At 60.6% G+C, this 14,311-nt stretch carries 14 protein-coding genes; 1 reads left to right on the top strand and 13 read right to left on the bottom strand.

Translation table 11 applies throughout. The features are described from left to right. The first annotated feature begins 5 nt into the window (after positions 1–5). Positions 6–1,097: a TraB/GumN family protein gene (locus FHT86_RS24185; protein WP_133709120.1), complete on the top strand. Its 1,092-nt coding sequence runs from the start codon at positions 6–8 to the stop codon at positions 1,095–1,097. Here FHT86_RS24185 and FHT86_RS24190 read toward each other — a convergent pair. The 13 genes from FHT86_RS24190 to mdh all read right to left on the bottom strand — a co-directional run bounded on the left by FHT86_RS24190 (position 1,075) and on the right by mdh (position 14,281). After that, on the bottom strand, positions 1,075–1,722 hold the full coding sequence (locus FHT86_RS24190) for a DUF2867 domain-containing protein (RefSeq protein WP_312862493.1): 648 nt from the start codon (positions 1,720–1,722) through the stop codon (positions 1,075–1,077). The two genes, FHT86_RS24185 and FHT86_RS24190, sit on opposite strands and share 23 nt — an antisense overlap. Positions 1,723–1,745: 23 nt before the next feature. Beyond that, complete coding sequence (gene lpdA, locus FHT86_RS24195; RefSeq protein WP_133709119.1) at positions 1,746–3,152, bottom strand: dihydrolipoyl dehydrogenase; 1,407 nt, start codon at positions 3,150–3,152, stop codon at positions 1,746–1,748. A 28-nt stretch (positions 3,153–3,180) separates the two neighbouring features. Further along, positions 3,181–3,819 carry a LysE family translocator gene (locus FHT86_RS24200; protein WP_133709118.1) on the bottom strand — a complete coding sequence of 213 codons (639 nt, stop codon included), beginning with the start codon at positions 3,817–3,819 and terminating at the stop codon, positions 3,181–3,183. Between the two features lie 18 nt (positions 3,820–3,837). Further along, positions 3,838–4,593: an SDR family oxidoreductase gene (locus FHT86_RS24205; protein ID WP_210297915.1), complete on the bottom strand. Its 756-nt coding sequence runs from the start codon at positions 4,591–4,593 to the stop codon at positions 3,838–3,840. After that, positions 4,590–5,096, bottom strand: coding sequence for a hypothetical protein (locus tag FHT86_RS24210; RefSeq protein ID WP_133709280.1), 507 nt, complete (start codon positions 5,094–5,096; stop codon positions 4,590–4,592). Before FHT86_RS24210 ends, FHT86_RS24205 begins: the two co-directional genes overlap by 4 nt. 20 nt (positions 5,097–5,116) lie before the next feature. Then, the gene (locus FHT86_RS24215) at positions 5,117–5,866 is read right to left on the bottom strand and encodes a DUF4241 domain-containing protein (RefSeq protein WP_133709117.1); all 750 of its coding nucleotides are present in this window, start codon (positions 5,864–5,866) and stop codon (positions 5,117–5,119) included. A 14-nt stretch (positions 5,867–5,880) separates the two neighbouring features. Then, positions 5,881–7,101 carry a 2-oxoglutarate dehydrogenase complex dihydrolipoyllysine-residue succinyltransferase gene (odhB, locus tag FHT86_RS24220; protein WP_133709116.1) on the bottom strand — a complete coding sequence of 407 codons (1,221 nt, stop codon included), beginning with the start codon at positions 7,099–7,101 and terminating at the stop codon, positions 5,881–5,883. A 31-nt stretch (positions 7,102–7,132) separates the two neighbouring features. After that, positions 7,133–7,453: a YciI family protein gene (locus FHT86_RS24225; RefSeq protein WP_133709115.1), complete on the bottom strand. Its 321-nt coding sequence runs from the start codon at positions 7,451–7,453 to the stop codon at positions 7,133–7,135. A 72-nt stretch (positions 7,454–7,525) separates the two neighbouring features. After that, positions 7,526–10,510 (bottom strand): 2-oxoglutarate dehydrogenase E1 component, encoded by a 2,985-nt coding sequence (locus tag FHT86_RS24230; protein WP_133709114.1) that lies wholly within the window; start codon positions 10,508–10,510, stop codon positions 7,526–7,528. Positions 10,511–10,685: 175 nt separating this feature from the next. Continuing rightward, positions 10,686–11,588 carry a succinate--CoA ligase subunit alpha gene (gene sucD, locus FHT86_RS24235; RefSeq protein ID WP_133709113.1) on the bottom strand — a complete coding sequence of 301 codons (903 nt, stop codon included), beginning with the start codon at positions 11,586–11,588 and terminating at the stop codon, positions 10,686–10,688. 12 nt (positions 11,589–11,600) lie between these two features. Beyond that, the gene (locus FHT86_RS24240; protein ID WP_133709112.1) at positions 11,601–12,092 is read right to left on the bottom strand and encodes a DUF1579 family protein; all 492 of its coding nucleotides are present in this window, start codon (positions 12,090–12,092) and stop codon (positions 11,601–11,603) included. Positions 12,093–12,097: 5 nt separating this feature from the next. Further along, a complete protein-coding gene (gene sucC, locus FHT86_RS24245; protein ID WP_133709111.1) occupies positions 12,098–13,291 on the bottom strand; it encodes an ADP-forming succinate--CoA ligase subunit beta in 1,194 nt (397 codons plus the stop codon). 27 nt (positions 13,292–13,318) lie between these two features. Continuing rightward, positions 13,319–14,281, bottom strand: coding sequence for a malate dehydrogenase (gene mdh / locus FHT86_RS24250; protein ID WP_133709110.1), 963 nt, complete (start codon positions 14,279–14,281; stop codon positions 13,319–13,321). Positions 14,282–14,311: the final 30 nt, after the last annotated feature.

Genomic DNA, 14,311 nt, shown 5'->3' on the forward strand with positions numbered 1-14,311 from the left:
TTTAGATGATTTCTGCCCTCGAACCTAAGACGATGCAGTCGATGAAACCGGCAATCGGCGACCTCCTCCTTTGGCTCGCCACAGCCTTTCCATTGATGCTGGCAGTTCTGTTGATCACAACCGTACTCAGCTTGCAGCCGGCGCATGCCGACGAGACGGCATCCGACAGCTGCGGCGGCAAAGATCTGATGGCTGAACTGCAGAAAAGCGATCCCGCGAAATATGCCTCCGTCCTCGCCGAGGGTGCCAAAGTAGCGAACGGCAAAAGCATCTTCTGGAAGATCGAAAAGCCCGGCCTGAAACCTTCCTGGCTGCTCGGCACCATGCATGTCAGCGACGCGCGCGTGCTGACCATGCCGAAGGGTGCAGCCGAAGCAAGTGCTGCCGCCGATACGATCGTCGTCGAATCCGATGAAATCCTTGACGACAAAAAGGCGGCGGCGGCTCTCTTCGTCAATCCGTCGCTGACCATGCTGACCGACGGCTCGACCATCAGCCAGCATCTGTCTCCCGAAGACAATGCCAAGCTGGAAGCGGGCCTAAAACAGCGCGGCGTGGCGCTCGCCGCCGTCTCCCATATGCAGCCCTGGTTGATTTCGAGTTCTTTCGAAATGACCGCCTGTGAAGTCCGCCGCAAGGCGACCGGGATGAAATTCCTCGATCAGAAGCTGGCCAGTGACGCCGCCGCTAAGGGCAAGCAGGTCAAGGGCCTGGAAACACTGGCCGAACAGGCCAAGGCCATGAGCGATCTGCCGATCGAACTGCATCTGAAATCGCTGATCCAGACGCTCGAACTCGGCGACAAGATCAATGACATCAACGAAACCATGACCGATCTCTATCTCGCCGGCAATATCGGTGCGATCATGCCGATGCTGAAGAATATCGTGCCGGACCAGAACTTGTCCGACGACGATACCGCCGCATTCGAACAGCGCATCATCCTCGATCGCAACAAGGTAATGGCGGAGCGCGCCGCGCCTATCCTTGCCCAGGGCAATGTGTTCATCGCCGTCGGCGCGCTGCATCTGGCGGGCGATCAGGGTCTCGTCGAATTGCTGCGCAAGCAGGGTTTCACGGTGACCGCTGCCGACTGAGTGCTCCCATTCGTTTGCCGAAGTCCGTCAGCATTGTCTTGACAATCAACCGATGGAACGGCGTGATCACAGCGATATAGATCCGGCCGAGCAAAATCTTCCGCTTCACGAGCGTTGTCGTATCGATGAGTTGACGCCCCTGACCATCATCCCGCACGTCGATCACGATACGAAAATCAAGGTGCTTGTCGTCGAAACCGAGAACAACTTGGTTCTCCGATTTGCTGACGATCGGAAAGAAGCCGATTGTATCCGACGTATGTGGGGAATGATGTCTCGTGGATTTCAGGCCGAAGACACCGACAATCGTATCACGCAGCCTTAACAGTGACCGCACCCAGAAAGGAAATTTGCCGAACATTGCGCGTGCTGCGACAACCGCCGTAAAATCCGATTGCTGTACCTGCAACTCGTAACAATCGGCCCAATCCGCGTCCGGCAACGCGGGATGCGGCATATGTGGTTCAATCATTATGGGCTTTGCCGACATTCTGTCGTCCGCTGTTTCATTCTCTGCAAAGTAGCATAACCAACGTGCTGCCAGACATACAAACAGCAGCTGCGGCAATTCGTTCACGACAACCGGCAAAAAGAAACGGCGGCCGTCATCACGGCCGCCGCTCACATCAAAAGTAACGTCTCTATACCTTACATATGGATCGGCTTGAAGAAGGTCGCGAGTGCCGCTTCCTTCACGGCTTCCGACATGGTCGGATGTGCATGGCAGGTACGGCCGAGATCTTCCGACGAGCCGCCGAATTCCATCAGCACGGCAATCTCGTGAATCATCTCGCCGGCGCCGAAGCCGACGATGTGGCCGCCGAGAACGCGGTCGGTGTCCTTGTCCGCCAGGATCTTGACAAAGCCATCCGTCGCCAGCATGGCGCGGGCGCGTCCGTTGGCGGTGAAGGGGAATTTGCCAACCTTGTAGGCGACACCCGCGGCCTTCAGTTCTTCCTCGGTCTTGCCGACGGAGGCGACTTCCGGCTGCGTATAGACCACGCTCGGAATGACGTCATAGTTCACATGGCCCGCCTGGCCGGCTAGGATTTCGGCGAGCGCCACGCCCTCGTCTTCCGCCTTGTGCGCCAGCATCGGACCCTTCACCACGTCGCCGATGGCATAGATGCCGGGAACATTGGTCTTGAAGTGGCCATCGATCTCGACGCGCCCCCGATTGTCGAGGACAACGCCAGCCTCTTCCAGGCCGAGACCGGCCGTGTAGGGCTTGCGGCCGGTGGACACCAGCACGACATCGGCATCGAGCACCACCTTGTCGCCGCCCTTGACCGGCTCGAAGGTAACCTTGGCACCGTTGCCGACCTTCTCGACGCTGGTGACCTTGGCACTGAGATGGAAGTTGATGCCCTGCTTGGCCAGCATGCGCTGGAACTGCTTGGAAACTTCGCCGTCCATGCCGCCGAGGATGGTGTCGAGATACTCGACCACGGTGACCTTGGCGCCGAGGCGCGACCAGACCGAGCCGAGTTCGAGACCGATGACGCCGCCGCCGACGACAATCATGTTTGCCGGCACCTTGTCGAGCGCGATACCGCCGGTGGACGAAATGATCACCTTCTCATCGATTTCGAGGGGCACACCCGGAATGCCGGCAACGTCGGAGCCAGTCGCGATGACGATGTTCTTGCCTTCGATCTCGGTCACCTTGCCATCTTCGGCTGTCACGGAGACCTTACCGGCAGCGACGATCTTGCCCGTGCCCTGGAAGGCATCGATCTTGTTCTTCTTGAAGAGGAAGGCAACGCCGTCGACGTTCGACTTCACCGTCGCATCCTTGTGCGCCATCATCTTCGAAAGGTTGAGCGTCGGCGCGGCGACTTCGACGCCGAGCGCATCCATGCCATGGCCGGCATGATGGAACATTTCGGAAGCATGCAGCAGCGCCTTGGAGGGGATGCAGCCGACGTTGAGGCAGGTGCCGCCAAAGGTGGCGCGCTTTTCGACGACTGCCACCTTGAGGCCGAGTTGTGCCGCCTTGATGGCGCAGACATAACCGCCGGGGCCGGTTCCGATAATGATCACATCGTAGGACATTGTTTAATTTCCTTGTTTTCTATCTCTGTTAGTCAGTCGCCCGCGCCAATGCGAGGCGGATGCCGAAGCCGACAAGAGCCGCTCCGGTGATGCGGTTGAACCATTTGCCGCTGGCGATGAAGCGATCGCGGACCGGCTTGACGGTGAAGAAAATGGAAACGCCGGCGAACCAGGCGACGAGCGCCGTCGCCATGCCGATGCCATAGCTGAACTGGATCAGCGCCGGTGTGTCGTGACGCACGAGCGTCGAAAACAGCGACAGGAAAAACAGCACCGGCTTCGGATTGAGCGCATTGGTGATGAAACCCGTCGCCAGGCAGCGCCAGATGGAAACCGGCTTGCGGTCCTCGTCGCTGATCTCGATCTCCTTCACCTTGAAGCCCGGCTCCCGGAAGGACTTGATGCCGAGATAGACGAGATAAAGGACGCCAGCCCATTTGATCAGGCTGAAGAGCATCAGTGATTTCGAGACGATGAGGCCAAGGCCGAGAATGGTGTAGCTGACGTGGAAGAGCAGCGAGAAGCCCATGCCGAGGCCGGTCATGACAGCCGCGCGGCGGCCATGCACAATGCTTTGGCGCAGGATGACGGCAAAATCAGCGCCCGGTGCGACGATGAAAATCGAAAACACCGCCATCAAGCCGAGGAATTCCAGAAGATATTGCATGATCTCCGCCTTTCCCGATCAACGGCCGCCGCTCACATCGAGGACGGCGCCCGTTATATAGGATGCCTGGGAGCCCAAGAGGTAGAGGATGGCATCAGCCACTTCTTCCGCCGTCCCCGCCCTCTTCATCGGCAGTTGCGGGGCGATTTCGCGCGCCCGGTCGGGCAGGCCTGCGGCCGCGTGGATGTCGGTATCGATAATGCCCGGCCGCACCGCGTTGACCCTTATGCCCTCGGCTGCCACCTCTCGCGCCAGACCGAGCGTGAACGTATCGATCGCGCCTTTGGACGCCGCATAGTCGACATATTGCCCGCCGCCGCCCAGAGTGGCTGCCACGGAGGAGACGTTGACGATCGCGCCGCCCTTGCCGCCATGGCAGGTCGACATGCGGCGAACAGCTTCCGCGGCCGCGAGCATCGAGCCGGTGATGTTGATGCGAAACATGCGGTCAAGCCGCTCCGGCGTCATCTCGTCCAGTCGCTGCACACGATCCACGATGCCCGCATTGTTGACGAGACCGTCCAGCCGGCCGAAATGTTGGTCGACGGTGGAAAAGATGGATCGGATTTCGTCGGCCGAACCAACATCGCCGGCGATGGCAATCGCCTCACCGCCGGCATCGCGGATCGCAGCGACGACCGTCTCCGCCGCCACCTTGTTCGAAGCGTAATTGACGGCCACGGCCCAGCCTTGTCGGGCAGCGGCGATCGAAACCGCCGCCCCGATACCACGGCTGCCGCCGGTGACGAGAAGAACAGGAGATTTGCCAATCATTCGCCGCATCCTTTCAAGGTTAAGACATCCCACGGAGCGACGGTTGCTTTGCCCTCGCCCCAGATAGAGGATTCACGGATCGAAGGCCCGAGTGCCGGTAGGAACAGCCGTGCCGCGGCCCCGGCACCCTCCGCCGGCAGGGCACTGATGTTGCCCGTCAGGTCGGAGGCATAGATCATGCCCTGCCACACGGTGCAGGCGCGGAGATCTGCGCCTGTCACATCGCCTTCCGGACAATTGAACATGATCATGCCATTAGCACGCAGTAGATCGTCCGAGCGCATCACCACGCCATCCGCCACGATCGGTGTGTTGCGCACGGCGAATTTGAACTTGTTGCTGGTGGCGGCCGCCTGGGAGCCGACTGGTTCGAAACGCAGCTCGTAGGCGTCGTCCATGTCGCCGTAAACAGCCTTTTCCTGCACGCATTCATCCGCCAGCGCCGGGGCGGGAATGGCCGTAAACGCCATCATCGCCCAGTGCACGGGGGTCAATCGTGCCATCGCCCGGTTCACCCGCATGATCACCCTCCCCCCGGCTCGTGCCGGCCATCTGCATTTTCGGTCACCCCGAAATCCGTGAACAGCACCAGCGGGCGATCATTCGCATCGAGACCCCAGAACACTGGATAGAAACCGTCCCCCCAACCGCTCCAGAAGATCGCGACATTGCCGCGTTTCCCGATCACCGGCCGATGCATGACATATTTATCGTCATTCACGTTGATTTCGGAAGCCAGCACATCGTCGTAATAGTTGATGTCCGAAGAGGACTTCTGCGTGCGGACCTGCTGCTCCCGCTCCTGAATCAGCGCATATGTATCCGCATCCATGTAGCAGCCGAGACCGGCGTCCACCGGATAGCCAAAGAACTCGTCGCCCTTCAGCGACTTGATATCCTGGTCGGGAATAAGCGCCAGCTCCCAGCGCACCGGCTTGCCCTCGGCAAAGCGCAGGCTGGCGGCGGCGATGCGGCCGAAGGCTTCATAAAGCGTCACGGGATAGTTGCCGGGCGGAACGGTCCTGACGAAAGCCCTGCGATCCGGCCCGACCAGAGGATCGCTGGCGACAATGCGACCGGACGTCAGTTCGACATCGCCCATGCGAAAGACGGTGATCGACCGAGCGGCGAGATCGGCGTCGCTCAGCGACGCCAGATCGAGATTACTGCTGAGCTTTGCAGCTTCGAAATCATCCGCGACAGCGGAGGATGGCATCCACGCGGCAACAGCGCAAAAGAGTCCGCGCATCGTCCGCATGGGCCATTTCGACATGAGCCAGCGCTCCCTTAGAGATCGAGAACCAGACGTTCCGGATCTTCCAGGCTTTCCTTGACACGCACGAGGAAGGTGACGGCTTCCTTGCCGTCGACCATACGGTGATCGTAGGAAAGCGCCAGATACATCATCGGGCGAATGACGACCTGGCCGCCGATGGCGACCGGGCGCTCCTGGATCTTGTGCATGCCGAGAATGCCCGACTGCGGCGCATTGAGAATCGGCGAGGACATCAGCGAACCGTAGACACCGCCATTGGTAATGGTGAAGGTGCCGCCCTGCATATCAGCCATTGACAGCGTACCGTCGCGGGCAGCCTTTGCCAGACGGCCAAGCTCCTTCTCGACCTCCGCGATCGACATCTGGTCTGCATCGCGAATGACGGGAACAACAAGGCCTTTGTCGGTGCCGACTGCCATGCCGATGTGGCAGTAGTTCTTGTAGACGATGTCGGTGCCGTCGATCTCGGCGTTGACCGCCGGGAGTTCCTTCAGCGCATGCGTGACGGCCTTGGTGAAGAAGCCCATGAAGCCGAGCTTCACACCATGCTTCTTCTCGAAGATGTCCTTGTACTTGTTGCGCAGGTCCATGACGGCCTTCATGTCCACCTCGTTATAGGTGGTGAGCATGGCCGCGGTATTCTGTGCATCCTTGAGGCGCTTGGCGATCGTCTGGCGCAGGCGGGTCATCTTGACGCGCTCTTCACGGCCGGCGTCTTCGACAGCGGTCGGGGCACGGACGGCAACCGGAGCAGCCGGTGCGGCGGCAGGCGCCGAAGCCGCCTTGGCAACAGCGGCAATGACATCGCCCTTCAGGACCTGGCCGCGCTTGCCGCTGCCGTCGACCTGATCGGCCGACAGGTTATTTTCTGCAAGCAGCTTGGCGGCAGCAGGCGCCGGCGGCATGGCGGAAGCGGGGGCGGCAACGGCTGGAGCTGCAACCGGGGCGGTAGCGGCAGGCGCCGCAGCCTGGGCCGGAGCGGCAGCAGCGCCGTTGCCGGCGGAGATCTGGCCGAGCAGCGCGCCGAGGCCAACGGTTTCGCCAGCCTGGGCGACGATTTCGCTAAGCGTACCAGCTGCGGGCGCGGGAACTTCGATCGTTACCTTGTCGGTTTCCAGCTCGAGAATCGGCTCGTCGGCCTTGATGGCATCGCCGACCTTCTTGAACCAGGTGCCGACGGTCGCCTCGCTGACGGACTCGCCGAGGGTAGGAACGCGGATTTCAGTGGCCATTGTTCAGATCCTGATTTTTCGTCGTTATACGTTAAGTAGATGATCCGGCAGCAGACGGCCGGAGAATGACAGATGGCATCGGCGAGATTTCGGTACGGAAGCCGAGCCCGGCAAGCAGGACGGGATCAGCATCGCAGAGCGCCTTCGCGGCGTCGGCATCTGCTGTCTCGATGATCGCCATGCCAAAGGCACCGTCGGCAGCGAAGACCGGGCCGACGACAATGGCCACCCCGGTTTGTGCATGTCCGTGCCAATAGGCAGCATGTTGTTGCATGACGGCCATCTCCTCCCCAGTGGCGTCATGTGGAAAGCTGGGACGCGGCGGCACAAGTTTCATATGAAAATAAGCCATCGTCCCGCCTCCCTATCGTCTTTGCTCGATGATCTTGTCAGAAAACCGCTTCGCACTTTTCTGGATCATGCTTCAACCGCCAAGCGCATCCTCAAGGAACGCGGCAAGCTGCGCCAGATGCTTGGACATCAGGCCCGTCGCCGGGGAGGCGGCGGCCGGACGGCCAGTGTAGCGAACGCGCTGGTACTTGGCATCGATATGGGCGAGCACCCATTCCAGATAGGGATCGATGAAGGACCATGCGCCCATGTTCTTGGGCTCTTCCTGGCACCAGACCATCTCCGCATTGCGGAAGCGGCTGAGCTCGTTGATGAGCGCCTTGGCCGGGAACGGATAGAGCTGTTCGATGCGCAGCAGATAGATGTCGTCGATGCCGCGCTTCTCGCGCTCTTCCAGCAGGTCGTAATAGACCTTGCCCGAGCAGATGACGACACGACGGATCTTGTTGTCCTTCTGCAGCTTGATCGGGCCGTCCTTGATGACTTCCGCATCGTCCCAGAGCAGACGGTGGAAGGAGGTTTCTCCCGCCATTTCCGCCAGGCTCGACACGGCGCGCTTGTGGCGCAGCAGCGACTTCGGCGTCATCAGGATCAGCGGCTTGCGGAAGTCACGCTTCAGCTGACGGCGCAGGATGTGGAAGTAGTTCGCCGGCGTCGTGACGTTGGCGACCTGCATGTTGTCTTCAGCACAGAGCTGCAGATAGCGTTCCAGACGGGCCGAGGAGTGTTCCGGGCCCTGACCTTCATAGCCATGCGGCAGCAGGCAGACGAGGCCGGACATGCGCAGCCACTTGCGTTCGCCCGACGAGATGAACTGGTCGAAGACGACCTGTGCGCCGTTTGCGAAGTCGCCGAACTGGGCTTCCCAGAGCGTCAGCGCATTTGGACGGGCGAGCGAATAACCGTATTCGAAGCCGAGAACCGCCTCTTCCGAGAGCATCGAGTTGATGACCTCGTAACGAGCCTGGGTCGGCGACAGGTTGGCGAGCGGGATGTAGCGCTCTTCGGTTTCCTGATCGTAGAGAACCGAGTGACGCTGCGAGAAGGTGCCGCGTTCGCAATCCTGGCCGGACAGACGGATCTTGTGGCCCTCGACGACGAGCGAGCCGAAAGCGAGCGCTTCCGCCATTGCCCAGTCGATGCCTTCGCCTGTCTGGACCATGCTGGCGCGGTTTTCCATGAAGCGCTGGATGGTACGATGCGCATGGAAACCGGTCGGGATTTCAGACAGCTTCCGGCCAATGTCCTTCAGCGTCTTCATCGGCACGGCCGTCTTGCCGCGGCGCTGCTCGTCGGCATTGTCAGCCGTGTGCAGGCCCGACCATTCGCCATCCAGCCAGTCGGCCTTGTTCGGCTTATAGGATTGGCCGGCCTCGAACTCCTGTTCGAGATGGGCACGCCAGTCGGCCTTCATCTTCTCGACTTCGCCCTCGCTCAACACTCCTTCGGCGACCAGCCGCTCGGAATAGAGCTGCAACACCGTCTTGTGGGCGCGGATGACCTTGTACATCTTCGGCTGCGTGAAGGACGGCTCATCGCCTTCATTGTGGCCGTAGCGGCGGTAGCAGAACAGGTCGAGGACGACGGGCTTGTGAAACTTCATGCGGAATTCGGTAGCGATCTTGGCCGCATAGACCACAGCTTCCGGATCGTCGCCGTTGACATGGAAGATCGGCGCTTCGATCATCTTGGCGACGTCGGACGGATAGGGCGACGAACGCGAGAAGGCCGGATTGGTGGTAAAGCCGATCTGGTTGTTGATGATGACGTGCATCGTGCCGGCGACCCGGTGGCCGCGCAGGCCCGACAGGCCAAGGATTTCAGCAACCACACCCTGGCCGGCGAAAGCGGCGTCGCCGTGGATCAGCAGCGGAACGACCTTGGAACGCTCGGAGAGCGGAATGACGTCGCCGTCCCAGACGGTAGCGCTCATATCCTGCTTGGCGCGGGCCTTGCCCATGACGACAGGGTTGACAATTTCCAGATGCGACGGATTAGCCGTCAGCGAAACGTGCACCTTGATGCCGTCGAAATCGCGGTCCGAGGAGGCGCCGAGATGGTACTTGACGTCGCCTGAACCTTCGACCTCGTCCGGCGCGTAGGAGCCGCCCTTGAACTCGTGGAAGATCGCCCGATGCGGCTTGGCCATGACCTGGGAGAGCACGTTGAGGCGGCCGCGATGGGCCATGCCGAACACTGCTTCCTTAAGGCCAAGCTGGCTACCGCTCTTGAGAATCTGTTCCAACGCCGGGATCAGCGATTCGCCGCCGTCAAGGCCGAAACGCTTGGTGCCCTTGAACTTGACGTCGAGGAACTGTTCGTAGCCTTCGGATTCGATCACCTTCTGCAGGATCGCCTTTTTGCGCTCCTGGCTGAAAGCAATACCCTTGTCGACACCCTCGATGCGTTCCTGAATCCATGCCTTTTCTTCCGGATTGGAAATATGCATGAACTCGACGCCGAGCGTCGAGCAATAGGTGCGCTCGAGGATTTCCATCATCTCGCGTATGCTGGCATATTCGAGGCCGAGCACGTTGTCGATGAAGATCTTGCGGTCGAGGTCGGCCTCGGTGAAGCCATAGGCTTCCGGCGACAACTCCTTGTAGTCTTCTACCGCGGCGGCGATACCGAGCGGATCAAGTTTGGCGTGAAGGTGGCCGCGCATGCGATAGGCGCGGATCATCATGATGGCGCGAACGGAATCGCGCGTCGCCTGCAGGATGTCGGAGGTATCGGTCGGCTTGCCCGCGGCTTCGGCCTTGGCCTTCACCTTGGTCTCGATGACCTTCTCGACGACGCCCCAGTTGCCATCGAGCGCCGAAACGAGTTCGCCGTTTGCCTGGATGGGCCAGTTCTTCCGCTGCCAGGATGCGCCCTTGGCCGCCTTCTTCACATCATCCGGACTGTCGTCCAGCGCCTTGAAGAACGACCGCCACTCGTCGGAGACCGACGAAGGGTCGTCCTCGTAGCGCGCATAAAGCTGCTCGATATAGGCAGCGTTGGCGCCATCCAGGAACGAGGTAATCTGAAACTGCTCGTTGGCTTCTTGCCTTGCCATGGTGATATGCGGACGCTCTCGTCCGCCTCCCGACTTGTTTGCTTTGCCGGCTTATGGATATCCGGCGACCATATTTCGTCTGCGATCCTCGGACCGCATATCTACTTCTAAGAATTCGAAAACCGGACGGGATATGCGGCTGCCGCTGCCCGTCCGGGTCTTGCTATAGGTAGGATCAGCCCTTCAGGACTTCCACCAGCGTCTTGCCGAGACGCGCCGGCGATGGCGACACGCGAATGCCTGCCGCTTCCATCGCTGCAATCTTGTCTTCCGCGCCGCCCTTGCCGCCGGAGATCACGGCGCCGGCATGACCCATGGTGCGGCCGGGAGGTGCCGTGCGGCCGGCGATGAAACCGACCATCGGCTTCTTGCGGCCCTTCTTGGCTTCGTCCTTGAGGAACTGTGCGGCTTCTTCTTCGGCCGAACCGCCGATTTCACCAATCATGATGATCGACTTGGTTTCGTCGTCGGCGAGGAACATTTCCAGGATGTCGATGAACTCGGTGCCCTTGACCGGGTCGCCGCCGATACCGACAGCCGTCGTCTGGCCGAGACCTTCGTTGGTGGTCTGGAACACGGCTTCGTAGGTCAGCGTGCCCGAACGCGAGAGAACGCCGACAGAGCCCTTCTTGAAGATGGAGCCCGGCATAATGCCGATCTTGCATTCGTTCGGCGTCAGAACACCCGGGCAGTTCGGTCCGATCAGGCGGGACTTCGACTTCTGAAGGCGATCCTTGACCTTGACCATGTCGGCAACCGGAATGCCTTCCGTGATGCAGACGATCAGCGGGATCTCGGCTTCGATCGCTTCGAGGATCGCAGCCGCAGCGCCTGCCGGCGGCACGTAGATGACCGAGGCGTTGGCGCCGGTCGCATCCTTGCCTTCAGCGACCGACTTGAAGATCGGCAGCTTTTCGCCCTTGGCGCCGGTCCAGGTTTCACCGCCCTTGGAGGGGTGGATACCGCCGACCATCTTCGTGCCGTGATAGGCAAGCGCCTGTTCAGTGTGGAAAGTACCGGTCTTGCCGGTCAGGCCCTGAACCAGAACCTTGGTGTCTTTGTTGATGAGAATAGACATGCGAGGCCTTTGTTACGAGAGGTTGGAAGACGCGGAGGCAACGCGACGATAGACGCCGCTGACGACCTCCTGCCATGTATCGCTGCCGGCGGGCGAGAAAGTGACGCCCATGCGGTAGCAGTCTTCATTTTCGAACTGGAAGAGAGTGCGTTGCGCACCGCGCGGCGAAACCTTGGTCAGGACAAGTTCGTCGTCGATCCACTCGCCGGAGGCAGGCGCGGCGGGCACGAAGCCCACCGTATCGAACTGATAGAGCTTGTAGGCCTGATCCGCAGCGTCGAAGCCGAGAATGTTCCGGGCTTCAAACGATGTGCTGCCGTCCCGCGTCTGCACGTAGCGCTGTTCGACGAAAACTCCGCCGAACAGACACTCGGCCGAGAGCCGCGCGGTTGCCGTTCCTTCCTTCGTCCAGGCCGAAGCCGCGACGAGCTCTTCCCCCTCCCAGGTGCCGGCAAAGGCACCGAGGCGAAGATGAGCAGCCGTTGGAGCGAAGGAAGTAGCCATCCCGATCAGCCCTTGACTGCCTTGACGATCTTCTGGGCGGCATCGTCCAGGTCATCAGCGGAGATGACATTGAGACCGGATTCGTTGATGATCTTCTTGCCAAGCTCGACGTTGGTACCTTCGAGGCGCACGACGAGCGGAACCTTCAGACCAACTTCCTTGACGGCTGCGAGCACGCCCTCGGCGATGACATCGCACTTCATGATGCCGCCGAAGATGTTGACCAGGATGCCTTCGACAGCCGGGTCGGCGGTGATGATCTTGAAGGCCGCAGTGACCTTTTCCTTGGACGCGCCGCCGCCGACATCGAGGAAGTTCGCAGGCTCGGCGCCGTAGAGCTTGATGATGTCCATGGTTGCCATGGCGAGGCCGGCGCCGTTGACCATGCAGCCGATGTTGCCGTCGAGGGCGACATAGGCGAGGTCATACTTGTGCGCTTCGATTTCCTTGGCGTCTTCTTCGGTCGTGTCGCGCAGCGCAACGATGTCCTCGTGGCGGAACAGCGCGTTGCCGTCGAAGGAGACCTTGGCGTCGAGGACACGAAGATGGCCGTTGGTCATGACGATCAGCGGGTTGACTTCGAGCAGGGCCATGTCCTTATCGACAAACGCCTTGTAGAGGATCGGGAAGAGCTTGGCGGCATCTTCGCGGGCAGCCCCTTCGAGCTTCAGCGCATCGGAAAGCGCAGCCGAGTTGGCAGCCGTAACACCCGTCGATGGGTCGATGTCGACGGTGATGATCTTTTCCGGCGTATCGTGAGCGACGGTCTCGATGTCCATGCCGCCTTCGGTCGAAACGACGAAGGCAACCTTGCCGACCGAGCGGTCGACCAGGATCGAGAGGTAGAGTTCACGGTCGATATCGGCGCCGTCTTCGATGTAGAGGCGGTTGACCTGCTTGCCAGCCGGACCAGTCTGCTTGGTCACCAGCGTGTGGCCGAGCATTTCCTTGGAGTTGGTCACTACGTCTTCGATCGACTTGGCAAGACGAACGCCGCCCTTCGCATCAGGGCCGAGTTCCTTGAACTTGCCCTTGCCGCGACCGCCGGCATGGATCTGGCTCTTGACGACGTAAAGCGGGCCAGGAAGCTGCTTTGCAGCGGCCTCGGCTTCGTCAGCGGTGAAGATGGCAACGCCGTCCGCGACCGGTGCACCATAGCTCTTCAGAAGAGCCTTGGCCTGATATTCATGAATGTTCATGGGCTTATCCCTGTTGGAAGGCGGAAATTACTTCAGCGACGGTGCAATCGTGGCGCAGGCTTCGCAGAGGCCAGCAACAGCTGCGACCGACTTGTCGAAGGCTTCCTTCTCGGCCTTGTTCAGGTCGATCTCGATAACGCGCTCGATGCCGCCGGCGCCGATGACCGTGGGAACGCCCACATACATGTCCTTAACGCCGTACTGGCCGGAAAGGTAGGCAGCGCAGGGCAGAACGCGCTTCTTGTCCTTGAGGTAGGATTCGGCCATTGCGATGGCGGAAGCGGCCGGAGCGTAGTAGGCCGAACCGGTCTTCAGGAGACCGACGATTTCGGCGCCGCCGTCACGGGTGCGCTGGATGATTTCTTCGAGGCGTTCCTTGGTGACCCAGCCCATGGTGATGAGGTCGGTCAGCGGAATGCCGGCAACGGTGGAGTAGCGAGCGAGCGGTACCATCGAGTCGCCGTGACCGCCGAGAACGAAAGCGGAGACGTCTTCGACGGAAACATTGAATTCCTTGGCAAGGAAGAGGCGGAAGCGCGACGAGTCGAGCACGCCGGCCATGCCGACGACCTTGTTGGTCGGCAGGCCCGAGAACTTCTGTAGCGCCCAGACCATGGCATCGAGCGGATTGGTGATGCAGATCACGAAAGCGTCCGGGGCATACTTCTTGATGCCCGCGCCGACCTGTTCCATGACCTTGAGGTTGATGCCGAGAAGATCGTCGCGGCTCATGCCCGGCTTGCGGGGAACACCGGCGGTGACGATGCAGACGTCAGCGCCTTCGATCGCGGAATAGTCGCTGGCGCCGGTGAGGTTGGCGTCGAAGCCTTCGACGGGCGAAGACTGGGCGATGTCGAGACCCTTGCCCTGGGGGATGCCGTCCGCGATGTCGAACAGGACGATGTCGCCCAGTTCTTTCAGGCCGGCGAGATGCGCCAGCGTGCCACCAATCATGCCAGAACCAATAAGTGCGATCTTGTTGCGCGCCATTTCGGTGTATCCTTTGCGATCAAAATCCGT

Source organism: Rhizobium sp. BK313, assembly GCF_014193655.1.
Lineage (GTDB): Bacteria > Pseudomonadota > Alphaproteobacteria > Rhizobiales > Rhizobiaceae > Rhizobium.